The 23,902-nt window shown below is 51.4% G+C and carries 40 protein-coding genes; 3 read left to right on the top strand and 37 right to left on the bottom strand.

Going from position 1 to position 23,902, the window contains the following annotated elements:
* Positions 1 to 70: 70 nt before the first annotated feature.
* The 3 genes from rsmB (at position 71) to mscL (ending at position 3,298) form a co-directional block, all read left to right on the top strand.
* A complete protein-coding gene (gene rsmB / locus J5067_RS20860) occupies positions 71 to 1,366 on the top strand; it encodes a 16S rRNA (cytosine(967)-C(5))-methyltransferase RsmB (protein ID WP_264651915.1) in 1,296 nt (431 codons plus the stop codon).
* Positions 1,367 to 1,390: 24 nt separating this feature from the next.
* Positions 1,391 to 2,767, top strand: coding sequence for a Trk system potassium transporter TrkA (gene trkA, locus J5067_RS20855; protein WP_264645710.1), 1,377 nt, complete (start codon positions 1,391 to 1,393; stop codon positions 2,765 to 2,767).
* A gap of 120 nt (positions 2,768 to 2,887) precedes the next feature.
* A complete protein-coding gene (gene mscL / locus J5067_RS20850) occupies positions 2,888 to 3,298 on the top strand; it encodes a large-conductance mechanosensitive channel protein MscL (RefSeq protein WP_222158719.1) in 411 nt (136 codons plus the stop codon).
* Here the strand turns inward: mscL and J5067_RS20845 are convergent.
* From J5067_RS20845 to tusC, 37 genes are all read right to left on the bottom strand, one after another.
* Entirely contained in the window at positions 3,280 to 3,531 is a 252-nt protein-coding gene (locus J5067_RS20845; protein ID WP_264651914.1) for an alternative ribosome-rescue factor A, read from the bottom strand. The genes mscL and J5067_RS20845 overlap by 19 nt on opposite strands.
* Positions 3,532 to 3,738: 207 nt before the next feature.
* Positions 3,739 to 4,131 carry a 50S ribosomal protein L17 gene (rplQ, locus tag J5067_RS20840; RefSeq protein WP_195316372.1) on the bottom strand — a complete coding sequence of 131 codons (393 nt, stop codon included), beginning with the start codon at positions 4,129 to 4,131 and terminating at the stop codon, positions 3,739 to 3,741.
* 40 nt (positions 4,132 to 4,171) lie between these two features.
* Positions 4,172 to 5,161 carry a DNA-directed RNA polymerase subunit alpha gene (gene rpoA / locus J5067_RS20835; RefSeq protein ID WP_264626622.1) on the bottom strand — a complete coding sequence of 330 codons (990 nt, stop codon included), beginning with the start codon at positions 5,159 to 5,161 and terminating at the stop codon, positions 4,172 to 4,174.
* A gap of 25 nt (positions 5,162 to 5,186) precedes the next feature.
* Complete coding sequence (gene rpsD / locus J5067_RS20830; RefSeq protein ID WP_195316370.1) at positions 5,187 to 5,807, bottom strand: 30S ribosomal protein S4; 621 nt, start codon at positions 5,805 to 5,807, stop codon at positions 5,187 to 5,189.
* Between the two features lie 30 nt (positions 5,808 to 5,837).
* Positions 5,838 to 6,227, bottom strand: a complete 390-nt coding sequence (gene rpsK, locus J5067_RS20825) for a 30S ribosomal protein S11 (RefSeq protein WP_002919257.1) — start codon at positions 6,225 to 6,227, stop codon at positions 5,838 to 5,840.
* A 16-nt stretch (positions 6,228 to 6,243) separates the two neighbouring features.
* Positions 6,244 to 6,600, bottom strand: coding sequence for a 30S ribosomal protein S13 (gene rpsM / locus J5067_RS20820; RefSeq protein WP_222158725.1), 357 nt, complete (start codon positions 6,598 to 6,600; stop codon positions 6,244 to 6,246).
* Between the two features lie 146 nt (positions 6,601 to 6,746).
* Positions 6,747 to 6,863 (bottom strand): 50S ribosomal protein L36, encoded by a 117-nt coding sequence (rpmJ, locus tag J5067_RS20815; protein WP_002227352.1) that lies wholly within the window; start codon positions 6,861 to 6,863, stop codon positions 6,747 to 6,749.
* Positions 6,864 to 6,895: 32 nt separating this feature from the next.
* Positions 6,896 to 8,227 (bottom strand): preprotein translocase subunit SecY, encoded by a 1,332-nt coding sequence (secY, locus tag J5067_RS20810; protein ID WP_222158726.1) that lies wholly within the window; start codon positions 8,225 to 8,227, stop codon positions 6,896 to 6,898.
* Positions 8,228 to 8,234: 7 nt separating this feature from the next.
* Positions 8,235 to 8,669 carry a 50S ribosomal protein L15 gene (rplO, locus tag J5067_RS20805; protein ID WP_195316368.1) on the bottom strand — a complete coding sequence of 145 codons (435 nt, stop codon included), beginning with the start codon at positions 8,667 to 8,669 and terminating at the stop codon, positions 8,235 to 8,237.
* A 3-nt stretch (positions 8,670 to 8,672) separates the two neighbouring features.
* Positions 8,673 to 8,852, bottom strand: coding sequence for a 50S ribosomal protein L30 (gene rpmD, locus J5067_RS20800; RefSeq protein WP_038016616.1), 180 nt, complete (start codon positions 8,850 to 8,852; stop codon positions 8,673 to 8,675).
* 6 nt (positions 8,853 to 8,858) lie between these two features.
* Positions 8,859 to 9,359 (bottom strand): 30S ribosomal protein S5, encoded by a 501-nt coding sequence (gene rpsE, locus J5067_RS20795; protein WP_222158728.1) that lies wholly within the window; start codon positions 9,357 to 9,359, stop codon positions 8,859 to 8,861.
* Positions 9,360 to 9,373: 14 nt separating this feature from the next.
* Positions 9,374 to 9,727: a 50S ribosomal protein L18 gene (gene rplR / locus J5067_RS20790; protein ID WP_080884204.1), complete on the bottom strand. Its 354-nt coding sequence runs from the start codon at positions 9,725 to 9,727 to the stop codon at positions 9,374 to 9,376.
* A gap of 9 nt (positions 9,728 to 9,736) precedes the next feature.
* Positions 9,737 to 10,270, bottom strand: coding sequence for a 50S ribosomal protein L6 (gene rplF / locus J5067_RS20785; RefSeq protein ID WP_264645707.1), 534 nt, complete (start codon positions 10,268 to 10,270; stop codon positions 9,737 to 9,739).
* Positions 10,271 to 10,282: 12 nt separating this feature from the next.
* Complete coding sequence (gene rpsH / locus J5067_RS20780; RefSeq protein ID WP_222158730.1) at positions 10,283 to 10,675, bottom strand: 30S ribosomal protein S8; 393 nt, start codon at positions 10,673 to 10,675, stop codon at positions 10,283 to 10,285.
* A 33-nt stretch (positions 10,676 to 10,708) separates the two neighbouring features.
* Complete coding sequence (gene rpsN, locus J5067_RS20775) at positions 10,709 to 11,014, bottom strand: 30S ribosomal protein S14 (RefSeq protein WP_264645706.1); 306 nt, start codon at positions 11,012 to 11,014, stop codon at positions 10,709 to 10,711.
* Positions 11,015 to 11,027: 13 nt separating this feature from the next.
* Positions 11,028 to 11,567 (bottom strand): 50S ribosomal protein L5, encoded by a 540-nt coding sequence (gene rplE, locus J5067_RS20770; RefSeq protein WP_222158732.1) that lies wholly within the window; start codon positions 11,565 to 11,567, stop codon positions 11,028 to 11,030.
* Between the two features lie 14 nt (positions 11,568 to 11,581).
* Positions 11,582 to 11,896 carry a 50S ribosomal protein L24 gene (gene rplX, locus J5067_RS20765; protein ID WP_222158733.1) on the bottom strand — a complete coding sequence of 105 codons (315 nt, stop codon included), beginning with the start codon at positions 11,894 to 11,896 and terminating at the stop codon, positions 11,582 to 11,584.
* Between the two features lie 10 nt (positions 11,897 to 11,906).
* Complete coding sequence (rplN, locus tag J5067_RS20760) at positions 11,907 to 12,278, bottom strand: 50S ribosomal protein L14 (protein ID WP_023479426.1); 372 nt, start codon at positions 12,276 to 12,278, stop codon at positions 11,907 to 11,909.
* Positions 12,279 to 12,465: 187 nt separating this feature from the next.
* Entirely contained in the window at positions 12,466 to 12,720 is a 255-nt protein-coding gene (gene rpsQ / locus J5067_RS20755; protein ID WP_195316360.1) for a 30S ribosomal protein S17, read from the bottom strand.
* Entirely contained in the window at positions 12,720 to 12,911 is a 192-nt protein-coding gene (gene rpmC, locus J5067_RS20750; protein WP_024107517.1) for a 50S ribosomal protein L29, read from the bottom strand. Before rpmC ends, rpsQ begins: the two co-directional genes overlap by 1 nt.
* The gene (gene rplP, locus J5067_RS20745) at positions 12,911 to 13,321 is read right to left on the bottom strand and encodes a 50S ribosomal protein L16 (protein ID WP_009111208.1); all 411 of its coding nucleotides are present in this window, start codon (positions 13,319 to 13,321) and stop codon (positions 12,911 to 12,913) included. Before rplP ends, rpmC begins: the two co-directional genes overlap by 1 nt.
* A gap of 12 nt (positions 13,322 to 13,333) precedes the next feature.
* Positions 13,334 to 14,035: a 30S ribosomal protein S3 gene (gene rpsC / locus J5067_RS20740; protein WP_264645705.1), complete on the bottom strand. Its 702-nt coding sequence runs from the start codon at positions 14,033 to 14,035 to the stop codon at positions 13,334 to 13,336.
* Between the two features lie 17 nt (positions 14,036 to 14,052).
* Positions 14,053 to 14,385: a 50S ribosomal protein L22 gene (rplV, locus tag J5067_RS20735; RefSeq protein ID WP_161133057.1), complete on the bottom strand. Its 333-nt coding sequence runs from the start codon at positions 14,383 to 14,385 to the stop codon at positions 14,053 to 14,055.
* A gap of 14 nt (positions 14,386 to 14,399) precedes the next feature.
* On the bottom strand, positions 14,400 to 14,678 hold the full coding sequence (rpsS, locus tag J5067_RS20730; RefSeq protein ID WP_161133058.1) for a 30S ribosomal protein S19: 279 nt from the start codon (positions 14,676 to 14,678) through the stop codon (positions 14,400 to 14,402).
* Between the two features lie 16 nt (positions 14,679 to 14,694).
* Complete coding sequence (gene rplB / locus J5067_RS20725; protein ID WP_264645704.1) at positions 14,695 to 15,516, bottom strand: 50S ribosomal protein L2; 822 nt, start codon at positions 15,514 to 15,516, stop codon at positions 14,695 to 14,697.
* Positions 15,517 to 15,535: 19 nt separating this feature from the next.
* A complete protein-coding gene (gene rplW / locus J5067_RS20720) occupies positions 15,536 to 15,838 on the bottom strand; it encodes a 50S ribosomal protein L23 (RefSeq protein WP_195316357.1) in 303 nt (100 codons plus the stop codon).
* Complete coding sequence (gene rplD, locus J5067_RS20715) at positions 15,835 to 16,440, bottom strand: 50S ribosomal protein L4 (protein WP_222158736.1); 606 nt, start codon at positions 16,438 to 16,440, stop codon at positions 15,835 to 15,837. The genes rplW and rplD overlap by 4 nt, the downstream gene beginning before the upstream one ends.
* Positions 16,441 to 16,450: 10 nt before the next feature.
* A complete protein-coding gene (rplC, locus tag J5067_RS20710; protein ID WP_264645703.1) occupies positions 16,451 to 17,080 on the bottom strand; it encodes a 50S ribosomal protein L3 in 630 nt (209 codons plus the stop codon).
* Positions 17,081 to 17,112: 32 nt separating this feature from the next.
* Positions 17,113 to 17,424, bottom strand: a complete 312-nt coding sequence (rpsJ, locus tag J5067_RS20705) for a 30S ribosomal protein S10 (RefSeq protein ID WP_140554275.1) — start codon at positions 17,422 to 17,424, stop codon at positions 17,113 to 17,115.
* A gap of 255 nt (positions 17,425 to 17,679) precedes the next feature.
* Complete coding sequence (gene bfr, locus J5067_RS20700; protein WP_264651913.1) at positions 17,680 to 18,153, bottom strand: bacterioferritin; 474 nt, start codon at positions 18,151 to 18,153, stop codon at positions 17,680 to 17,682.
* A 100-nt stretch (positions 18,154 to 18,253) separates the two neighbouring features.
* Positions 18,254 to 18,448: a bacterioferritin-associated ferredoxin gene (gene bfd, locus J5067_RS20695; protein ID WP_264645701.1), complete on the bottom strand. Its 195-nt coding sequence runs from the start codon at positions 18,446 to 18,448 to the stop codon at positions 18,254 to 18,256.
* Between the two features lie 220 nt (positions 18,449 to 18,668).
* The gene (gene tuf, locus J5067_RS20690) at positions 18,669 to 19,853 is read right to left on the bottom strand and encodes an elongation factor Tu (protein WP_264626614.1); all 1,185 of its coding nucleotides are present in this window, start codon (positions 19,851 to 19,853) and stop codon (positions 18,669 to 18,671) included.
* Between the two features lie 69 nt (positions 19,854 to 19,922).
* Positions 19,923 to 22,037, bottom strand: a complete 2,115-nt coding sequence (gene fusA, locus J5067_RS20685) for an elongation factor G (RefSeq protein ID WP_264645700.1) — start codon at positions 22,035 to 22,037, stop codon at positions 19,923 to 19,925.
* 90 nt (positions 22,038 to 22,127) lie between these two features.
* Positions 22,128 to 22,598, bottom strand: coding sequence for a 30S ribosomal protein S7 (gene rpsG, locus J5067_RS20680; protein WP_195315729.1), 471 nt, complete (start codon positions 22,596 to 22,598; stop codon positions 22,128 to 22,130).
* A 96-nt stretch (positions 22,599 to 22,694) separates the two neighbouring features.
* Positions 22,695 to 23,069, bottom strand: a complete 375-nt coding sequence (gene rpsL / locus J5067_RS20675) for a 30S ribosomal protein S12 (protein WP_195315730.1) — start codon at positions 23,067 to 23,069, stop codon at positions 22,695 to 22,697.
* A gap of 131 nt (positions 23,070 to 23,200) precedes the next feature.
* Entirely contained in the window at positions 23,201 to 23,518 is a 318-nt protein-coding gene (gene tusB, locus J5067_RS20670; protein WP_264651912.1) for a sulfurtransferase complex subunit TusB, read from the bottom strand.
* A gap of 18 nt (positions 23,519 to 23,536) precedes the next feature.
* The gene (gene tusC / locus J5067_RS20665; RefSeq protein ID WP_264645698.1) at positions 23,537 to 23,896 is read right to left on the bottom strand and encodes a sulfurtransferase complex subunit TusC; all 360 of its coding nucleotides are present in this window, start codon (positions 23,894 to 23,896) and stop codon (positions 23,537 to 23,539) included.
* Between the last annotated feature and the right edge of the window lie 6 nt (positions 23,897 to 23,902).

The following is a 23,902-nucleotide window of genomic DNA, read 5'->3' as shown; positions in this document are numbered from 1 at the left end:
ACTCATCCATTAAAAGGCAACGCGTCTGCTGTTATGGCAGGCGCGTTACCGTTTCAGAAAACCACTATCCATGAAAACTACATACAATCTGCGCGCCATCGCCGCGAACGTCATCGGACAGGTGCTTGATAAAGGCCAGTCGCTAAGTTCACTACTGCCACAGTATCAGCGTGATATCTCGGAAAAAGATCGTGCCCTGTTGCAAGAACTGTGCTTCGGCGTATTGCGCGTGCTGCCGCAGGTAGAGTGGATAATTCAGCAGTTAATGGCAAAAACGCTGACCGGGAAGCAGCGCACGTTGCACTACCTGATCATGGTGGGCATCTATCAACTCGCTCACACACGCATCCCGGCCCATGCCGCACTCTCTGAAACGGTCAACGGTGCTATCGCACTCAAACGCCCGCAGCTTAAAGGGTTGATCAACGGCGTACTGCGCCAATTCCAACGCCAGCAGGTTGAGTTGGATGAGCGCGCGGCTAACCATGTGTCTCGCTTTGCTCACCCCGAGTGGCTGCTAGCGCGCCTCAAGAAAGCCTATCCGCAGCAGTGGCAGCAGATTGTTGAAGCCAATAATCAGCGTCCCCCGATGTGGCTGCGCGTCAACCGCTTGCACCACACGCGGGAACACTATTTAGCGCTGCTGACTGAAGCCGGTATCGCCGCTCAGCCGCATCCTGAACAGCACGAAGCCATCATGCTGAACGAGCCTTGTGCCGTAGGCCTGCTGCCTGGCTTCGCGCAAGGTTGGGTTACGGTGCAGGACGTTTCTGCGCAAGGTTGCGTGCGCTGGTTAGCGCCGCAGGATAATGAACATATTCTCGATCTGTGTGCTGCACCGGGCGGGAAAACCACCCATATTCTGGAAGCAGCGCCTCACGCCAAGGTGTTAGCGGTGGATGTGGACCCACAGCGCCTCGCTCGGGTAAAAGAAAATCTGCAACGCCTTAATCTTCACGCCGACGTGAGACAAGGCGACGGGCGCGAGCCTGCGGCCTGGTGCGGTGAGCAGCAGTTCGATCGTATTCTGCTCGATGCTCCTTGTTCTGCCACTGGCGTGATTCGCCGTCATCCCGATATCAAATGGCTGCGGCGCGACAGTGACATCGCCGAATTGGCACTGTTGCAGCAGGAGATTCTGGAGGCCATCTGGCCACGGCTGAAAGCAGGCGGCACCCTGGTTTATGCCACCTGCTCGATCCTGCCGGAAGAGAATCAGCAGCAAATGCGCGCGTTCCTGACACGCCATGCGGACGCCGCACTGGTGGAAACGGGCGATGCGCAACACCCTGGTCTGCAAAAGTTACCTGCGGCAGAGGATGGCGATGGGTTCTTTTATGCTAAGTTGGTTAAGAGCATTGGCTGATAGCAACGGCAACGGGCACAGATCATGAAAATCATTATTCTTGGTGCAGGTCAGGTGGGCGGTACGCTGGCGGAAACGCTCTCCGGGGAAAACAACGATATTACTGTCGTTGATACTGACACCGCGCGGCTGCGGCAGTTGCAGGATAAATTCGATTTGCGCGTGGTTGCCGGCTACGCCTCCCATCCGCGCGTGCTGCGCGAAGCCGGGGCCGAAGATGCAGACATGCTGGTTGCCGTCACCAACTCGGATGAAACCAATATGGTGGCCTGTCAGGTCGCCTACTCGCTGTTTAATACACCAAACCGCATTGCACGCATTCGTTCCGCAGAATACGTGCGTGCCGGTGAGCAACTGTTTCAGGCAGAAGCGGTGCCAATTGATCATTTGATCTCGCCGGAACAGTTGGTCATCGACAATATCTACAAGTTAATCGAGTATCCCGGCGCGCTACAGGTGGTGAACTTCGCTGAAGGGAAAGTGAGTATCGCCGCAGTGAACGCTTACTACGGTGGCCCGTTGATTGGCAATGCGCTCTCCGCGTTGCGTGAGCATATGCCGCACATCGAAACCCGCGTAGCCGCTATCTTTCGCCACGACAGACCGATCCGTCCGCAAGGTTCAACGATTATCGAAGCGGGCGATGAAGTGTTCTTTGTTGCTGCTTCCCAACATATTCGCGCAGTAATGAGCGAACTCCAGCGCTTGGAAAAACCCTACAAGCGCATCATGATTGTCGGTGGCGGTAACGTCGGCGCGGGGTTGGCACATAAGCTGGAAAAAGACTACAGCGTCAAACTGATCGAAAAGAACGAAGAGCGTGCGATCGCTCTGGCTGAACTGCTGCAAGACACCATAGTATTCCACGGCGATGCTTCCGATCAGGAGTTGCTGGCCCAGGAGCATGTCGAACAAATCGATGTGTTTATTGCCATTACCAACGACGATGAAGCGAACATCATGTCCGCCATGCTGGCCAAACGCATGGGAGCGAAAAAAGCCATGGTATTGATCCAGCGGCGCGCCTATGTCGATTTGGTTCAGGGCAGCGTTATCGATGTAGCCATTTCGCCACAGCAAGCGACGATTTCCGCACTGCTGGGTCATGTGCGTAAAGCGGATATTGTCAGCGTTTCATCATTACGACGCGGCGTAGCGGAAGCGATTGAGGCGATTGCTCACGGCGATGAAGGCACATCGAAAGTGGTTGGCCGTATGATTGAAGATATCAAATTGCCGCCAGGCACCTTGATTGGCGCGATTGTGCGCGGTGATGATGTGATCATCGCCAACGACAATATAAAGATAGAGCAAGGGGATCATGTCATCATGTTCCTGACAGACAAAAAATTTGTGCCCGAAGTGGAGCGACTGTTCCAACCCAGCCCGTTCTTCTTGTAATAACGCCTATCGGTGCCGTTGCAAGCGGCACTTTCTTTCCCTACTCACTGATTATCACCGCTGGCAATTATGTAACGCTTTGTTAAAATTTAGAGGTTCATTTTATCAAGGAGTTGGATCATGAGTATGCTAAAAGAGTTTCGCGAATTCGCGATGCGCGGCAACGTGGTGGATTTGGCAGTGGGTGTCATTATCGGCGCAGCGTTTGGCAAGATCGTCTCCTCGCTCGTGGCCGATATCATTATGCCGCCACTGGGGTTACTGCTGGGCGGCATCGATTTCAAACATTTCGAACTGGTGCTGCGTGATCCACAAGGGGATATCCCTGCCGTGGTGCTGCGCTACGGCCTTTTTCTGCAAAATATTTTTGATTTTGTCCTGGTCGCATTCGCCATTTTTATGGCGATCAAGCTAATGAATAACCTGCGCCGTAAAGAAGAAAAAGCGCCAGCACCGGCAAAACCAAGCGCCGAGGCGACGTTGCTAACTGAAATTCGCGATTTGCTGAAAGATCAGCAGCCGAAAGCGTAGCGCTGTTCTACAAAACCCAGAACAGCCATAAAGTGAGAGGCCAGTGGTAAAGCATCCTTTGATGATTTACCACTGGCCTCCCAGTTTTGGCCCTTGCCCTGTTTGCCGTTGCGACAATAGCTGCCTTTGCCTTTCTTGTTCTTCTCAATGCGTTGTCGGAACAAGGGGTCATGCAACAATGCATCGAGCGCATTGTCTTGGATCTTGCCTTTCTTGTGCTGATAAGTGCTCATCACATCTCTCTTGGTTAGGTTATTAATCCCATTCATCGCCACACGTCAGCAATGGCGACGTTGGCCTGTTTTCGGGCGCTATTCTTTCACCAGAACACCTACTGTGCAAGCGGTCGGGATAATCACCGTGCAAAAATCGGAACTGATCCCTTTCTGTAGACGTAAAAAAACCGGGTTTCCCCGGTTTTTTTAACCCACCGCTGATGATTACTCAGCAGCAGCGGTTTCTTCTGCTTGTGCAACTGAACGATCAACCAGCTCGATGTAAGCCATCGGCGCGTTGTCGCCTGCACGGAAGCCACACTTCAGAATGCGAGTGTAACCACCGGCACGGCTCGCGAAACGCGGGCCCAGTTCATTAAACAGTTTTGCCACGATCTCGTTATCACGAGTACGGGCGAATGCCAGACGACGATTAGCTACGCTGTCGGTCTTGGCAAGAGTAATCAGCGGTTCAACAACACGGCGCAGCTCTTTTGCTTTTGGCAGGGTCGTCTTGATGATCTCATGACGAACCAAAGAACCAGCCATGTTACGGAACATAGCCTGACGATGGCTGCTGTTACGGTTCAGTTGACGACCACTCTTACGATGGCGCATGACCTTATCCTTCTCAGTAAAACCTTAACCTGTGACCGGGTTATTCATCAGCAATGCTTGCCGGCGGCCAGTTTTCCAGGCGCATGCCCAGAGAAAGACCACGTGAGGCGAGCACATCTTTAATCTCGGTAAGAGATTTTTTACCCAGGTTAGGCGTTTTCAGCAATTCAACCTCGGTACGCTGTACCAGATCACCGATGTAGTGGATAGCTTCTGCCTTGAGGCAGTTAGCAGAGCGGACAGTCAATTCCAGATCGTCAACAGGGCGCAGCAGGATCGGATCGAATTCTGGTTTCTCTTCTTTCACTTCAGGCTGACGTACATCACGTAAATCAACAAAAGCTTCCAGTTGTTCAGCCAGGATGGTTGCCGCACGGCGGATCGCCTCTTCAGGATCGATCGTGCCATTGGTTTCCATTTCGATGACCAGCTTGTCCAGGTCGGTACGTTGTTCAACACGAGCTGCTTCAACATTGTAGGCAATACGCTCTACCGGGCTGTAGCAAGCATCGACCAACAAACGGCCAATCGGGCGCTCATCTTCTTCCGTATGAATACGGGCAGAAGCCGGCACATAACCACGACCACGTTGAACTTTGATACGCATGCTGATAGCTGCGTTTTCATCGGTCAGATGGCAGATCACGTGCTGCGGCTTGACGATTTCGACATCACCATCATGGGTGATGTCTGCTGCAGTCACAGGGCCAATGCCAGATTTATTCAGGGAAAGGATAACTTCATCTTTACCTTGAACTTTCACCGCCAGCCCTTTCAGGTTGAGCAGGATTTCCAGGATATCTTCCTGTACGCCTTCTTTGGTGCTGTACTCGTGCAGTACACCATCAATCTCAACCTCGGTCACCGCGCAACCTGGCATGGATGAAAGCAGAATACGGCGCAGTGCGTTGCCAAGCGTATGGCCGAAACCACGCTCTAACGGCTCAAGGGTCACCTTGGCGTGCGTCGAACTTACTTGCTCGATATCGACCAGGCGCGGTTTTAGAAACTCTGTCACAGAACCCTGCATTGTGTCCTCTCTTTGGTACTAAGCTTTACTTGGAGTAAAGCTCGACGATCAGGTGTTCATTAATGTCCGCAGACAGATCGGTACGTTCAGGAATACGTTTGAACACACCTTCCATCTTGGCAGCATCAACTTCCAGCCAAGTCGGCTTTTCACGCTGTTCAGCCAGCTCCAATGCTGCTTTCACGCGAGATTGCTTTTTAGCTTTCTCACGGATGCTGACGACATCATTCGGTGATACCTGATAAGAAGCGATGCTGACAACGCGACCGTTTACCATAACAGCTTTGTGGCTTACCAACTGACGCGCTTCCGCACGAGTGGCGCCGAAGCCCATACGATAAACCACGTTATCCAGACGCCCTTCAAGCAGTTGCAGCAGGTTTGCACCTGTGTTGCCTTTCAGACGAGCAGCTTCTTTATAGTAGTTACGGAATTGACGCTCCAGAACACCGTAGATACGGCGAACTTTTTGTTTCTCACGCAACTGCACGCCATAATCAGACAGACGCGGTTTACGCGCACCGTGCTGACCAGGGCCTTGTTCGATCTTACACTTGGAATCGATCGCGCGAACACCGGACTTAAGGAACAGGTCGGTGCCTTCACGACGGCTCAGCTTGAGCTTAGGACCCAAATATCTAGCCATTTTCTTTCTCCAACTATCCTAAAAGCGGCGTTATACGCGACGCTTTTTCGGCGGACGACAACCGTTATGGGGGATCGGAGTCACATCAGTAATATTAGTGATGCGGAAACCAGCCGCGTTCAGAGCGCGGATAGTAGACTCACGGCCCGGACCAGGTCCTTTAACCATAACTTCCAAGTTCTTGATACCGTATTCTTTCACGGCTTCAGCGCAACGTTCAGCAGCTACCTGAGCAGCGAACGGCGTAGATTTACGAGAACCACGGAAACCGGAACCACCGGCTGTTGCCCAACCCAGCGCGTTACCCTGACGATCGGTAATGGTCACGATGGTGTTGTTAAAAGAAGCATGGATATGAGCCACACCGTCAGAAACTTGTTTTCTTACACGCTTACGTGCACGAATAGGTGCTTTTGCCATTATTCAATCACCCCGATTATTTCTTGATCGGTTTGCGCGGACCCTTACGGGTACGGGCGTTGGTCTTAGTACGCTGACCGCGCACTGGCAGACCACGACGATGACGCAAACCGCGATAGCAACCAAGGTCCATCAGGCGCTTGATGCTCATGCTGATTTCACGGCGCAGATCACCTTCGACGACGAATTTGGCAACTTCTACACGCAGCGTTTCGATTTGCTCTTCAGACAGCTCACTGATCTTAACATCTTCAGCAATACCCGCCGCAGCACAGATGGCCTTGGAACGTGTCTTGCCGACGCCATAGATCGAGGTTAACGCGATCACGGCATGTTTCTGATCAGGAATGTTAATGCCTGCTATACGGGCCACTATGCACTCCTATTATTCAATATGTACGCTCCATGCTGAAAAGCCCGTTTTCAGGATACTCAAATGGAAACGCACAGACATACAAAAGATTGGCTGGCTAATCTAGCCAGCTCAATCCAACTTTGCAAGAAAAATATGCGAGATAATCAGCCTTGGCGCTGTTTATGCTTCGGCTCGGCGCTGCAAATCACACGAACGACACCGTTACGCTTAACGATTTTGCAGTTACGACATAATTTCTTGACGGAAGCACGAACTTTCATTTTTACTCTCCGTAACTTCTCAAGCAATCCAATTAGCGGTTATAGCCTTTCAGATTTGCTTTCTTCAATGCAGACTCATACTGACTCGACATCATCAGAGTTTGCACTTGAGCCATAAAGTCCATGATGACCACGACGACGATCAACAGGGATGTACCCCCAAAATAGAAGGGGACCTTCATCGCATCACGCATGAACTCCGGGATCAGGCAGATAAAGGTAATGTACATTGCGCCGACCAGAGTCAGGCGGGTCATCACCTTATCGATGTATTTCGCCGTTTGCTCTCCCGGACGAATTCCTGGCACGAATGCACCGGACTTCTTCAGGTTATCTGCTGTTTCGCGCGGGTTGAAAACCAACGCCGTATAGAAGAAACAGAAGAAGATGATTGCAGTCGCATAGAGTAGCACATAAAGCGGTTGTCCGGGCTGCAAATACATCGAAATAGTTGTCAGCCAGTTCCAACCGGTACCGCCCCCAAACCACGATGCAATCGTTGCTGGGAACAGGATGATGCTGGAGGCGAAAATTGCCGGGATAACCCCTGCCATGTTCACTTTCAGCGGTAAGTGCGTACTCTGTGCTGCATAAACCCGACGACCTTGCTGACGCTTTGCATAGTTAACGACGATACGCCGCTGACCACGCTCGATGAAAACAACGAAGAAGGTTACTGCAAACACTAAAACTGCAACCAACAGCAGCACGAGGAAGTGCAGGTCGCCTTGCCGAGCTTGCTCGATAGTGTGGGCAATCGCCGGCGGTAAGCCCGCAACGATACCCGCAAAGATCAAGATAGAGATACCGTTACCGATACCGCGCTCAGTAATCTGTTCGCCCAGCCACATCAGGAACATGGTCCCGGTAACCAGACTTACAACAGCCGTAAAGTAAAACGCAAAGCCCGGATTAATCACCAGGCCCTGCATTCCTGGCATATTCGGTAAACCGGTAGCAATACCGATTGACTGGAATATGGCCAGTACTAACGTACCGTAACGGGTGTACTGGCTAATCTTGCGACGGCCAGCCTCCCCTTCTTTCTTGATTTCCGCCAAGGTGGGGTGAACCACCGTCAGCAGCTGGATAATGATAGAGGCCGAAATGTACGGCATAATACCCAGCGCAAAGATAGAAGCACGGCTGAGAGCACCACCAGAGAACATGTTGAACATTTCAATGATGGTGCCACGCTGTTGTTCGAGCAATTTGGCAAGCACAGTGGCATCAATACCAGGGATCGGAATAAAAGAGCCGATACGGAAAACGATAAGCGCGCCGATTACAAACAGCAGTCTGCGTTTCAGCTCGCCAACGCCACCCTTAGCACTTTGAAAATCTAATCCTGGTTGCTTAGCCATCTGCTACTTATTCCTCAATTTTACCGCCAGCAGCTTCGATAGCAGCACGCGCGCCTTTGGTCACACGCAGACCACGAATCGTTACCGGACGGGAAACTTCACCAGACAGGATCACTTTCGCGAACTCGATCTGAACGCCAATAACGTTAGCAGCCTTCAGCGTGTTCAGGTCAACGACGTCTCCGTCTACGCGAGCCAGATCGGACAGACGGATTTCCGCTGTGATCATCGCTTTGCGAGAGGTAAAGCCGAATTTCGGCAGACGACGATACAACGGCATCTGACCACCTTCGAACCCACGACGTACGCCACCGCCAGAACGAGACTTCTGACCTTTGTGACCACGACCGCCGGTTTTACCGAGGCCAGAACCGATACCACGACCTAAACGCTTCGGCGCGTGCTTCGCGCCTTCGGCCGGAGACAGAGTATTTAAACGCATCTGTTACTCCTCCACTTTAACCATGTAGTAAACCGCGTTGACCATACCGCGCACAGCAGGCGTGTCTTCACGCTCAACGGTATGACCAATACGACGCAGACCCAGGCCAAGCAGCGTTGCCTTATGTTTCGGCAGACGACCGATTGCACTACGGGTTTGAGTAATTTTAATAGTCTTAGCCATGGTCAATTATCCCAGAATGTCGTCAACGGACTTGCCACGCTTGGCAGCAACCATTTCCGGGGAATTCATATTAGCCAGGCCATCGATAGTTGCACGAACCACGTTAATCGGGTTAGTGGAACCATAGGCTTTAGCCAATACGTTATGAACCCCAGCAACTTCCAGAACGGCGCGCATTGCACCGCCGGCGATGATACCGGTACCTTCGGAAGCCGGCTGCATGAATACGCGAGACCCAGTGTGAGCACCTTTAACCGGGTGCTGCAGGGTGCCGCCATTCAGCGCGACATTCAACATGTTGCGACGGGCTTTTTCCATCGCTTTCTGGATTGCTGCCGGAACTTCACGCGCTTTCCCGTAACCAAAACCAACGCGGCCGTTGCCATCACCCACTACAGTCAGTGCGGTGAAGCTGAAAATACGACCACCTTTAACGGTTTTAGATACGCGATTTACCGCGATCAGCTTTTCCTGCAGTTCGCCAGCTTGTTTTTCGATGTGTGCCATCTTACACCTCTACCTTAGAACTGAAGGCCAGCTTCACGAGCAGCATCTGCCAGTGCCTGGACGCGACCATGATATTGGAACCCGGAACGGTCAAAGGACACATCTTTAATGCCTTTTTCCAATGCGCGCTCAGCGACTGCTTTACCTACAGCAGCAGCGGCATCTTTGTTGCCGGTGTACTTCAGTTGTTCTGCGATAGCTTTTTCTACAGTAGAAGCGGCTACCAGGATTTCAGAACCGTTCGGTGCGATAACCTGCGCATAAATATGGCGAGGGGTACGATGTACCACCAGGCGAGTCGCTCCCAATTCCTGGAGTTTGCGACGTGCGCGGGTTGCACGACGGATACGAGCTGATTTCTTATCCATAGTGTTACCTTACTTCTTCTTAGCCTCTTTGATACGCACGACTTCGTCGGCGTAACGGACACCCTTGCCTTTGTAAGGCTCAGGACGACGGTAAGCGCGCAGATCAGCTGCAACCTGACCGATAGCCTGCTTATCAGCACCTTTCAGTACGATTTCAGTTTGTGTCGGGCATTCAGCTGTGATGCCAGCAGGCAGCGCGTGGTCAATCGGGTGTGAGTACCCCAGAGACAAATTCACGACATTGCCTTTAACTGCGGCACGGTAACCTACGCCAACCAGTTGAAGCTTCTTGGTGAAGCCTTCGGTAACACCGATAACGACTGCGTTCAGCAGTGCACGCGCGGTGCCTGCCTGTGCCCAACCGTCTACAAAACCTTCGCGCGGAGCGAAAGTCAGAGCGTTGTCAGCCACAGTAACTTCAACAGCATCGTTGATGGTACGAGTCAGCTCGCCGTTTTTACCCTTGATCGAAATAACCTGACCGTTGAGTTTTACCTCTACGCCGGCAGGAATGACGACGGGTGCTTTTGCAACACGAGACATTCTTTCCTCCGATTAAGCTACGTAGCAGATAATCTCGCCACCAAGACCAGCTTGGCGCGCTGCACGATCAGTCATAACACCTTTAGAGGTAGAAACAACCGCGATTCCTAAACCAGCCATAACTTTAGGCAGCTCATCTTTTTTCTTATAGATGCGCAGACTTGGGCGGCTGATACGCTGAATGCTTTCTACCACTGCCTTGCCCTGGAAGTATTTCAGAGAAATTTCCAGTTCAGGCTTGGTATCGCCTTCGATTTTGTAATCTTGAATATAACCTTCTTCCTTAAGCACTTTGGCAATTGCCACTTTCAGCTTGGAGGAAGGCATGGTGATCGCAACTTTGTTCGCGGCCTGACCGTTGCGTATACGGGTCAGCATGTCCGCGATCGGATCTTGCATGCTCATCTGTCTTTACTCCCGTGATTCAATTGGTGACAATTACCAGCTAGCCTTTTTCAGACCCGGAATTTCACCGCGCATGGCGGCTTCACGGACCTTGATACGGCTCAACCCGAACTTCCGCAGGAAAGCGTGCGGACGACCTGTCTGGCGGCAGCGGTTACGCTGACGGGACGGGCTGGAATCACGCGGCAGAGTCTGCAGCTTGAGAACAGCATCCCAACGATCTTCGTCGGATGAGTTCACATTGGAGATGATAGCTTTCAATTCAGTGCGTTTAGCAAAGAATTTATCAGCCAATTTCACGCGTTTGACTTCGCGTGCTTTCATGGATTGCTTAGCCATTAGTAACCCTACCTTACTTGCGGAACGGGAAGTTAAAGGCGGCCAGCAGCGCGCGGCCTTCATCATCGGATTTCGCAGTGGTGGTAATGGTAATGTCCAAACCACGAACGCGATCGACTTTGTCATAGTCGATTTCCGGGAAGATGATCTGCTCACGCACGCCCATGCTGTAGTTGCCACGGCCATCGAAGGACTTGGCAGACAGACCGCGGAAGTCACGAATACGCGGTACAGCAATGGAAATCAGGCGCTCAAGGAACTCCCACATGCGTTCGCCACGCAGAGTTACTTTACAGCCGATCGGATAGCCCTGGCGGATTTTGAAGCCTGCAACAGATTTGCGTGCTTTGGTGATCAACGGCTTTTGACCGGAGATAGCTGCCAGATCGGCTGCGGCGTTATCCAGCAGCTTCTTGTCAGCGATCGCTTCACCAACACCCATATTCAGGGTGATCTTCTCGACCCGAGGGACTTGCATGACAGAATTGTAGCTAAACTGAGTCATCAGTTTGCTAACCACTTCGTCTTTGTAGTAATCATGCAGTTTCGCCATCGTACTACTCCAAATTACTTGATAGTTTCGCTAGTAGATTTAAAGAAACGGACTTTTTTGCCGTCTTCGAATCTAAAGCCTACACGGTCAGCCTTGCCAGTTGCCGCATTGAACAGTGCAACGTTGGAAAGCTGGATTGCAGCTTCTTTTTCAACGATGCCACCTGGTTGGTTCAGGGCCGGAACCGGCTTCTGATGTTTCTTAACCAGGTTGATACCTTCAACAACGATCTTGCTGGAAGACAGAACATTCTTAACTTTACCGCGCTTACCTTTATCTTTGCCGGTCAGCACGATAACTTCGTCATCACGACGGATTTTCGCTGCCATGGTTCGCTCCTTAGAGTACTTCTGGTGCCAGAGAGATAATTTTCATGAACTTTTCAGAACGCAGTTCACGAGTTACCGGCCCAAAAATACGCGTACCGATAGGCTGCTCGCTGTTATTGTTCAGAATAACGCATGCATTGCCATCGAAGCGAATGACAGAACCGTCCGGGCGACGAACACCCTTCTTGGTGCGCACCACTACCGCCTTCAGAACATCGCCTTTCTTCACCTTACCGCGAGGAATTGCTTCCTTGATGGTAATTTTGATGATATCGCCGACGCCTGCGTAGCGACGGTGCGAGCCACCTAGAACCTTGATACACATTACGCGACGTGCACCGGAGTTATCGGCCACGTTCAGCATAGTCTGTTCTTGGATCATTTTAGTGCTCCGCTAATGTCAACTACTACTTTTCAAACCCTTACGGGTCGTTTTTCGACCCCTTACGGGTCATTAATACCCCAGAATCGAGGGCGCAGTATTATAACACCGCTTTTCGACCAAGGGTAGAAAAAATAAACGGCCCTTTGCAGAGCCGTTTATCATTTTCAAGAAGAGCAATACTGTATTACAGAATCGCTTTCTCTACAACGCGAACCAACGTCCAAGACTTAGTTTTGGACAGCGGACGGCATTCGCGGATTTCAACCACGTCACCGATACCGCATTCGTTGTTCTCATCATGTACGTGCAGTTTGGTCGTACGTTTGATGAATTTCCCATACAGAGGGTGTTTCACAAAACGTTCGATTGCAACAACCATGGATTTCTCCATTTTGTCGCTCACAACACGACCTTGCAGAGTACGGATATTATCGCTCATTACGCACCCGCCTTCTGAGTCAGTAAAGTCTTAACACGTGCAATATTACGACGCACTTGTTTTACCAGGTGAGTCTGTTGCAACTGACCACTGGCCGCTTGCATACGCAAGTTAAATTGCTCGCGCAGCAGTTCAAGCAGCTCGGTGTTCAGCTCTTCAACGCTCTTTTCACGCAGCTCATTTGCTTTCATTACATCACCGTCTTAGTTACAAAGGTGGTTTTGATCGGCAGTTTCGCTGCTGCCAGTTGGAATGCCTCACGGGCTAACTCTTCCGGCACACCGTCCATTTCGTACAGGACTTTACCTGGCTGAATCAAGGCAACCCAATATTCCACGTTACCTTTACCTTTACCCATACGTACTTCAAGCGGTTTCTCGGTGATTGGTTTGTCCGGGAATACTCGGATCCAAATCTTACCTTGACGCTTAACAGCACGGGTCATGGCACGACGTGCAGCTTCGATTTGGCGAGCGGTCAGGCGACCACGGCCAACAGCTTTCAGACCGAAAGTACCGAAGCTGACATCCGTACCGGCAGCCAGACCGCGGTTACGGCCTTTGTGCATCTTACGGAATTTTGTACGCTTTGGTTGTAACATCAGCGACTCTCCTTACTTGCGGCCTTTACGCTGCTGCTTTTTAGGTTGAGCAGCCGGTTTTTCCGGTTGTTCAACGGCAGCCATACCACCCAGGATCTCACCTTTGAAGATCCACACTTTCACACCGATAACACCGTAAGTGGTGTGTGCTTCGGACGTGTTGTAGTCGATATCCGCACGCAGTGTGTGCAACGGAACGCGACCTTCGCGGTACCATTCGGTACGTGCGATTTCAGCACCGCCCAGACGGCCGCTGACTTCAACTTTAATGCCCTTGGCACCCAGACGCATGGCGTTCTGAACGGCACGCTTCATCGCACGACGGAACATCACACGACGCTCCAGCTGAGAAGTGATGCTGTCAGCAACCAGTTTCGCGTCCAGTTCCGGCTTGCGAACTTCTGCGATGTTGATTTGTGCAGGGACGCCAGCGATATTCGCTACGACTTTGCGCAGTTTTTCAACATCTTCACCTTTTTTACCGATAACGATGCCCGGACGAGCAGTGTGAATAGTCACACGAATGCTCTTGGCCGGACGTTCGATAACGATACGAGAGACGGAGGCTTTCTCCAGTTCTTTCGTCAGGTATTTACGAACTTTAAAATCGCTGTCCAGGTTGTCAGCGAATTCTTTGGTATTCGCATACCAGGTAGAGTTCCAAGGTTTGACAATACCCAGGCGAATACCATTAGGATGTACTTTCTGACCCATTGCTAGTCTCCAGAGTCTCAGCGATCGGACACAACCACAGAAATGTGGCTGGTACGCTTCAGGATGCGATCCGCACGACCTTTAGCACGCGGCATAATGCGCTTCATGCTCGGGCCTTCGTCTACGAAGATTTTCGCAACTTTCAGATCATCAATGTCAGCGCCATCGTTGTGCTCTGCGTTGGCAATGGCAGACTCCAGTACTTTTTTAACCAGACCAGCAGCTTTCTTGTTGGTGTAGGTCAGAATTTCCAGAGCTTGCGACACTTTCTTACCGCGGATCAGGTCAGCCACCAGGCGAACCTTTTGAGCAGAAGAACGAGCATGAAGATGTTTAGCTAAAGTTTCCATCTCTTCCTCCTACCTTATTTTTTCTTGGCTTTTTTATCAGCCGCGTGACCGCGATAAGTACGAGTCGGAGCAAATTCACCCAATTTGTGACCGACCATTTCATCGGAAACAAATACTGGAACGTGCTGACGACCATTATGGACAGCGATGGTCAAACCGATCATAGTTGGAAAGATCGTTGAACGACGGGACCAAGTGCGCAGAGGCTTCTTGTCACCGCTTTCCACCGCTTTCTCTACCTTCTTCAGCAAGTGCAGGTCAATAAAAGGACCTTTCTTGAGAGAACGTGGCATGGTTTATCCTCTAATATTATTTAGTACGGCGACGTACGATGAATTTATCAGTACGCTTGTTGCTGCGGGTCTTCTTACCTTTGGTCTGAATGCCCCACGGGGATACCGGGTGCTTACCAAAGTTACGACCTTCACCACCACCGTGCGGGTGGTCGACTGGGTTCATTGCCGTACCGCGAACGGTCGGACGAATCCCGCGCCAGCGTGCAGCACCTGCTTTACCCAGAACGCGCAGCATATGCTCAGAGTTACCTACTTCGCCCAGCGTAGCGCGGCAGTCAGATTCGACTTTACGCATTTCGCCAGAACGCAGACGCAGGGTCACATACGCGCCGTCACGTGCAACGATCTGCACGTAAGTACCAGCAGAACGAGCCAATTGACCGCCTTTACCCGGTTTCATTTCCACGTTGTGTACGGTGGAACCGACCGGAATATTGCGCATCGGCAACGTGTTGCCAGCTTTGATAGCAGCATCAACGCCAGACTGGATCTGATCACCGGCTTTCAAGCCTTTCGGCGCCAGGATATAACGGCGTTCGCCGTCTTTGTACAGAACCAGAGCGATGTTGGCGGAACGGTTCGGATCATATTCCAAACGTTCTACAACAGCAGGGATACCATCTTTGTTGCGTTTGAAGTCAACAATACGGTACTGCTGTTTGTGGCCACCACCGATATGACGGGTAGTGATGCGGCCATTGTTGTTACGGCCACCGGATTTGCTGTTTTTTTCCAGCAACGGGGCATAAGGTTTGCCCTTGTGCAGCTCAGGGTTAACCACTTTAACAACGTGGCGACGACCCGGAGATGTCGGTTTACATTTAACAATTGCCATTGTTCTTTACTCCTCCGACTTACTCTGCGCCGCCGATGAAGTCCAGATTCTGGCCTTCTTTCAGGGTGACGTAAGCTTTTTTCCAGTCGCTACGACGACCGATACGCTGTCCATGACGTTTCGTTTTCCCTTTAACCAGCAGGGTACGAACTTCATTGACTTCGACTTCAAACAGTTTCTGCACAGCAGCTTTGATTTCTGCTTTGGTCGCGTCTTTAGCAACTTTGAGCACGATGGTGTTGTGTTTTTCCATCGCAGTAGACGCTTTTTCAGAAACGTGAGGTGCAGTCAGCACCTTAAGCAGACGTTCTTCACGGATCATGCCAGCATCTCCTCAACTTGCTTAACAGCGTCAGCCGTCATTACGACTTTGTCGAAGGCGATCAGGCTAACCGGATCGATACCCGCTACATCACGTACGTCAACCTTGTACAGGTTGCGTGCAGCCAGGAACAGATTTTCATCCAGTTCACCGGTGATGATCAGCACGTCGTCCAGCGCCAGGTCTTTCAGTTTCTGTGCCAGCAGCTTGGTTTTCGGCGCTTCAACAGAGAACTGCTCGACAACGATCAAACGATCCTGACGTACCAGCTCGGACAGGATGCTTTTCAGCGCGCCGCGGTACATCTTTTTGTTTACTTTTTGACTGTGGTCCTGAGGCTTGGCAGCAAAGGTCACACCACCGGAACGCCAGATCGGGCTCTTGATAGAACCTGAACGCGCACGGCCAGTACCTTTCTGACGCCACGGTTTTTTACCGGAACCAGTTACTTCAGCACGGGTCTTCTGAGCACGAGTCCCTTGACGGGCACCAGCTGCATAAGCAACAACAACCTGGTGTACCAGCGCTTCGTTGAAATCACGACCGAAGGTAGTTTCGGAAACAGTCAGCGCGCTTTGCGCGTCTTTCAATACTAATTCCATTGCTATCCCCTTACGCCTTCACAGCCGGTTTAACGATCAGGTCGCTACCGGTTGCACCCGGGACAGCACCTTTCACCAGCAGCAGGTTGCGCTCAGCGTCAACGCGTACTACGTCCAGACTCTGAACGGTGACACGCTCATTGCCCATCTGACCAGCCATCTTCTTGCCTTTGAACACTTTGCCCGGAGTCTGGTTCTGACCGATAGAACCCGGAACGCGGTGAGACAAGGAGTTACCGTGGGTAGCATCCTGAGTACGGAAATTCCAGCGCTTAACTGTGCCAGCAAAACCTTTACCCTTGGAGGTACCAGTAACGTCAACTTTTTTCACGTCAGCGAAAATTTCAACGCTGATGCTTTGGCCTACGGTGAACTCGTCGCCTTCTGACAGGCGGAATTCACGCACAATGCGACCAGCTTCAACACCGGCTTTTGCAAAATGGCCAGCTTCCGGCTTGGTAACGCGGTTTGCTTTTTTAGCACCGGTAGTCACCTGTACAGCCTGGTAGCCGTCATTCGCCAGGTCTTTAACCTGAGTAACGCGGTTTGCTTCAATTTCGATAACGGTTACAGGGATAGAAACGCCATCTTCAGTGAAGATGCGGGTCATGCCCACTTTTTTACCGACTAAACCAATCATTGTATCAACCTCTCAATCGCTTGATGACCTGATTAACCCAGGCTGATCTGCACGTCTACACCGGCAGCCAGGTCCAGACGCATCAGAGCATCAACGGTTTTCTCGGTTGGCTCAACGATGTCAACCAGACGCTTGTGAGTGCGAATCTCGTACTGATCGCGCGCGTCTTTGTTGACGTGCGGGGAGATCAGAACGGTAAAGCGCTCTTTGCGGGTCGGCAGCGGGATCGGACCACGTACTTGCGCACCAGTGCGCTTGGCCGTCTCAACGATTTCCGCGGTTGCTTGATCGATCAGACGATGATCAAACGCTTTCAGGCGGATACGGATTCTTTGGTTCTGCATGAGACCAGAGCTCCAATTATTTATAAACGTAAATGATTACTCCTCACACCCATTTCGATTGATGGGGGAGTGTAATCGTTCGGCCATAACTCCCAAATCGGGAGTATTGTTGACCCATGCCTATTGCATGGCGTCTCTGTTCGTCAGCGTACTGCATTTACATGCACCACATTTAACGTAACAGGCCCGACTTAATTCAGACGGGCCCGCGCATTATACGTAAATCTGTTCAGGAAGCAACCGTGTTTTACACAATCACGCCGGTTTTAGCTGAGCTTGCAAATAATTAGGCAAGCCGAGGCGTGCTATCAGGTCAAGCTCCGTCTCAATCCAGTCGATATGCCCTTCTTCATCGGCCAGGATTTCAATCAGCAGATCGCGGCTGACATAATCGCGCACCGAATCCATATAGGCTATCCCCTCGCGCAAATCCTTGGCGCCATCCAACTCCAATTTCAGGTCAGAACGCAGTATCTCTTCGACATCCTCACCAATATTGAGCTTTCCGAGATCTTGCAGGTTGGGAATCCCTTCAAGAAACAGGATACGCTCGATATACCGGTCGGCATGTTTCATTTCATCGATGGATTCATGGTATTCGTGCTGGTCAAGACGGGTCAGTCCCCAGTTTTTAAACATACGGGCATGTAAAAAGTACTGGTTAATCGCAACCAGTTCATTACCCAGCAACTTATTTAGATGTGCTATGACTTTTTTATCGCCTTTCATGACATTGCTCCTTCGCTCCAGGTCTTAAAAGTGTAGAACTGGAGGGGGGAGAGTCAACGAAATCGCCTACATTTTGTGCGGTTTCACTGAAAGCGGCCGATTACGCAACGTCCGACATGGGCGATAACAGTGCCTGCTCTTCTTCCATAATCAGGCGAGCCTGGCGAATACACTTGCCGCAATCACTGCCAATAGGCATTAACTGGCGCAGTTGATTGAGCGAGCGGGGTTGATGCTGGCGGACGGCGTGCCGAATAACTTTATCGGAAATGGCATTACACAGGCAGACATACATACAGGATAACTCATTCTCTCAGTCGCGGACCCACATCCTCTTTCGTTGCTGCCTTCCGCACGGCAGTCGCAAAAGTGACTATAAAACAGTCAATGAGAGTGTAAATAAGAATGGTTTTTATTTCAATTACAGTTTTGTCAACGCCCATAAAAAAAGGACACCGAAGTGTCCTTTTTCTTACGCTATCGCTAGCGCACAGGTGTTACTAACGTATCAGCAATTAAGCGATAACTTTAGCAACAACGCCCGCACCAACAGTACGGCCGCCTTCACGGATTGCGAAACGCAAACCGTCGTCCATCGCGATCGGGTGGATCAGGGTAACAACCATTTTGATGTTGTCGCCCGGCATTACCATTTCCACGCCTTCCGGCAGTTCGATAGTGCCCGTTACGTCAGTGGTACGGAAGTAGAACTGAGGACGGTAGCCTTTGAAGAACGGCGTATGACGGCCACCTTCATCTTTGCTCAGGATATACACTTCAGATTCGAACTGGGTGTGCGGCTTGATGGAACCCGGCTTAGCCAGTACCTGACCACGTTCGATTTCTTCACGTTTGATACCACGCAGCAGAACACCAACGTTCTCACCCGCACGGCCTTCGTCCAGCAGTTTGCGGAACATTTCAACGCCAGTACACGTCGATTTCGCAGTATCTTTGATACCAACGATTTCAACTTCTTCACCGACTTTAACGATACCGCGCTCTACACGACCAGTTACTACAGTACCACGGCCGGAGATGGAGAATACGTCTTCGATAGGCAGCAGGAACGGACGGTCAATCGCACGCTCTGGTTCTGGGATGTAGGAATCCAGGTAGCCAGCCAGTTCGATGATTTTTGCTTCCCACTCTGCTTCGCCTTCCAGGGCTTTCAGCGCTGAACCACGAACGATTGGGGTATCATCACCCGGGAAGTCGTACTGAGACAGCAGCTCACGCACTTCCATCTCAACCAGTTCCAGCAGCTCTTCGTCATCAACCATGTCACATTTGTTCAGGAACACGATGATGTACGGAACGCCTACCTGACGACCCAGCAGGATGTGCTCACGCGTCTGCGGCATCGGGCCGTCAGTCGCAGCAACGACCAGGATCGCGCCGTCCATCTGGGCAGCACCGGTGATCATGTTTTTCACGTAGTCGGCGTGTCCCGGGCAGTCAACGTGTGCGTAGTGACGGGTCGGGGTGTCGTATTCAACATGAGAAGTGTTGATGGTGATACCACGTGCTTTTTCTTCCGGTGCGTTATCGATCTGATCGAATGCACGCGCGCTACCGCCGTAGGTTTTAGCCAGTACGGTGGTGATTGCTGCGGTCAGCGTGGTTTTACCATGGTCAACGTGGCCGATAGTACCGACGTTGACGTGGGGTTTGGTACGTTCAAATTTTTCTTTAGACACGGCTATATTCCTTACTCAAATATCCTCCCCCGTGGAGAGGACATGGGATCAATGTGTTAAACCCGAGTATTACTTACTACGGGCTTCAATAACGGCCTGAGCAACGTTGTTCGGCGCATCATCGTACTTCAGGAACTCCATGGAGTAAGAAGCACGGCCTTTAGTCAGAGAACGCAGTTGAGTTGCGTATCCGAACATTTCAGACAGCGGAACTTCAGCATGAATCACAACGCCAGTTACGTTGGATTCCTGACCACGCAGCATACCACGACGACGGCTAAGGTCACCGATTACGTCACCGGTGTTCTCTTCCGGCGTTTCTACTTCAACCTTCATGATCGGCTCAAGCAGAACAGGTTTTGCTTTTTTGAAGCCATCTTTAAAGGCGATAGACGCAGCCAGTTTAAACGCCAGCTCAGAGGAGTCAACGTCATGGTAAGAACCGAAGTGCAGACGCACGCCGAGATCGACCACTGGGTAACCGGCCAGCGGGCCCGCTTTCAGCTGTTCCTGGATGCCTTTATCAACGGCAGGGATGTATTCGCCAGGAATTACACCACCCTTGATGTCGTTGACAAACTCGTAGCCTTTCGGATTCGTGCCCGGCTCCAGAGGATACATGTCGATAATCACGTGGCCATACTGACCGCGACCACCAGACTGCTTGGCGTGTTTACCTTCGATATCGGTAACTTTCGCGCGAATCGCTTCACGGTAAGCAACCTGTGGTTTACCCACGTTAGCTTCAACGTTGAACTCACGTTTCATACGGTCAACGATGATGTCGAGGTGCAACTCACCCATACCAGCGATGATGGTCTGGTTAGTTTCTTCGTCAGTCCATACGCGGAACGACGGGTCTTCTTTCGCCAGACGGCCCAGAGCCAGACCCATTTTTTCCTGGTCAGCTTTGGTTTTCGGTTCAACGGCGATAGAGATAACCGGCTCAGGGAATTCCATACGCTCCAGAATGATCGGAGAATCCGGATTACACAGGGTATCCCCGGTGGTCACGTCTTTCAGACCGATAGCTGCCGCGATGTCACCTGCGCGAACTTCTTTAATCTCTTCACGTTTGTTGGCGTGCATCTGAACGATACGGCCAAAACGCTCACGAGCCGCTTTCACGGAGTTCAGTACGGTATCACCGGAGTTAACCACGCCTGAATAGACACGGAAGAACGTCAGGTTACCCACGAACGGGTCGGTAGCAATTTTGAATGCCAGCGCAGCAAACGGCTCGTCATCACTTGCGTGACGTTCAGCCGGTGTATCTTTACCGTCATCCAGCATACCGTTGATCGCCGGTACATCAACCGGAGATGGCAGGTAATCAATGACCGCATCCAGCATCGCCTGTACGCCTTTGTTCTTAAAGGCAGAACCACAGGTAACCAGAATGATTTCGTTGTTCAGAACGCGCTGACGCAGAGCTTTTTTGATCTCTTCTTCAGTCAGTTCTTCACCGCCGAGGTATTTCTCCATCAGCTCTTCGGACGCTTCCGCAGCGGATTCGATCAGGTTCTGGTGCCATTCGTCAGCCAGTTCCTGCATATCAGCCGGGATATCTTCGTATTCGAAGGTGACGCCTTGGTCGGCTTCGTTCCAGTTGATCGCTTTCATTTTCACCAGGTCAACAACACCGGTGAAACCTTCTTCAGCACCAATCGCCAATTGCAGCGGAACCGGGTTCGCGCCCAAACGGGATTTGATCTGACCAACGACCTTCAGGAAGTTCGCGCCCATACGGTCCATTTTGTTAACGAACGCGATGCGCGGAACTTTGTATTTGTTAGCCTGACGCCATACGGTTTCAGACTGCGGCTGAACACCACCAACAGCACAGTAAACCATGACTGCACCATCAAGAACACGCATGGAACGTTCTACTTCGATAGTGAAGTCAACGTGTCCCGGGGTGTCGATGATGTTTACGCGGTGCGGCTCAAACTGCTTCGCCATACCAGACCAGAACGCAGTAGTCGCAGCGGAGGTAATGGTAATCCCACGCTCTTGCTCCTGCTCCATCCAGTCCATCGTGGCGGCGCCGTCGTGAACTTCACCGATTTTGTGGTTTACACCTGTGTAGAACAGAATACGTTCAGTCGTGGTGGTTTTACCGGCGTCGATGTGTGCACTGATACCGATATTACGGTAGCGTGCAATGGGTGTTGTACGAGCCATTTGTTTCCTCTATATCTTCGGACGTTCAATTCATCAGTTAACGCAAACGGGCGGGCCGCAAAGCACGCCCGCCTGGTTAGCCCGCGGGAATTACCAGCGGTAGTGAGCGAACGCCTTGTTGGCTTCGGCCATGCGGTGAACGTCTTCACGTTTCTTAACAGCAGTACCTTTGTTGTCTGCTGCATCAGAAAGTTCGTTCGCCAGGCGCAAAGCCATCGATTTATCACCGCGTTTACGAGCAGCTTCAACGATCCAACGCATTGCCAAGGCATTACGACGGACCGGACGGACTTCAACCGGAACCTGGTAAGTTGAACCACCTACACGGCGGGACTTAACTTCGACAGTCGGACGAACGTTGTCCAGAGCGACTTCGAATGCTTCCAGTTCGTTTTTACCAGAACGCTGAGCCAGGGTTTCCAGCGCGGTATAGACGATTGCTTCTGCGGTAGATTTTTTACCGTCTACCATCAGAATGTTTACAAATTTGGCCAGTAATTCAGATCCGAACTTAGGATCCGGCAGAATTTTACGTTGACCAATGACGCGACGACGTGGCATGGAAATACTCCGTTGTTAATTCAGGATTGTCCAAAACTCTACGAGTTTAGTTTGACATTTAAGTTAAAACGTTTGGCCTTACTTAACGGAGAACCATTAAGCCTTGGGACGCTTAACGCCGTACTTGGAACGGCTCTGCTTACGATCTTTAACACCAGAGCAGTCCAGTGCACCACGTACGGTGTGGTAACGCACACCCGGGAGGTCTTTAACACGACCGCCACGGATCAGGATCACGGAGTGTTCCTGCAAGTTGTGACCTTCACCACCGATGTAGGAAGTCACTTCAAAACCGTTAGTCAAACGCACACGGCATACTTTACGCAGTGCGGAGTTTGGTTTTTTCGGAGTGGTGGTATATACGCGAGTACATACACCACGTTTTTGCGGGCACGCTTCCAGCGCAGGAACGTTGCTTTTTGCAACCTTCAGAGAGCGCGGCTTGCGGACCAGCTGGTTAATTGTTGCCATTAAAAACTCCTGGTTTTTTTTGCTTCGTAAACACGTGATAAATCGCCCCATATACTACAGAGTAAAATATGGGGACGCAGAATTTTAGGGCTGACGGTGAAAGGAGTCAAGAAATAGTCAAAATTTCAGCATCACCACGCCAGTTGCACAGCGTGTTGGGCGGTCAGCCGGACAAATTCAGTATAGTCGACCAGCAGAATACCGGTTGATATTTGTTCTGCCAAGCCACGGGCGTTCACATCTTCCTGCAACGCGTAGACAGGAATGCCCAACGCCAGCAGGCGCGCCACCACATTCCCCTGCCTCAACGCGGCAATGACACCGTCTTGCAGCAGCAGCAGCGCATCCTGTGGTAGTACGCAGCGCAACATGGCGTCGATATCGGTGTGATAGGGAGAACGGGAAAGCGTGTGCAAGCGCGTTTTCGTAGGTTGAGTCACAGGCTGCATAAGCGTAACGCTCTCAAATTAAAACGTAAGGACAGTGTCATAGTCGGCAAGCGTTGCACGCAGGGCATCCGGCGCGAGACGTTCAACGTCAATCACCCATGCCGTATCCGCGGTCAGGCCGCGCTGCTCGGCAGACGCCGCACACAGATAGCAGCGCTCGATGTCGTACAACGGCAACACGCCAAACGTGGCAATGTAGTTACGCATCAGAATGATGTCAGGCTGCTGACCGGGCAACAGTTGCAGCACACCATCACCGATAAAAAACACGCCAATGTCATCGGTCAGCGCGGAGGTTGCCAATAAGGCATCCAGTCCTTCTCGCCCTGACGCGTCGCCGTGCGGAGCATGGGTAAACAAGAAAGCGATGCGTTTCATTATCGC

Origin of the sequence: Candidatus Symbiopectobacterium sp. NZEC151, from assembly GCF_025962655.1 — a bacterium.
In the GTDB taxonomy this organism is placed as follows: domain Bacteria; phylum Pseudomonadota; class Gammaproteobacteria; order Enterobacterales; family Enterobacteriaceae; genus Symbiopectobacterium.
The sequence above is the reverse complement of the archived record's forward strand: the minus strand, read 5'-3'. Positions and strand labels throughout refer to the sequence as shown.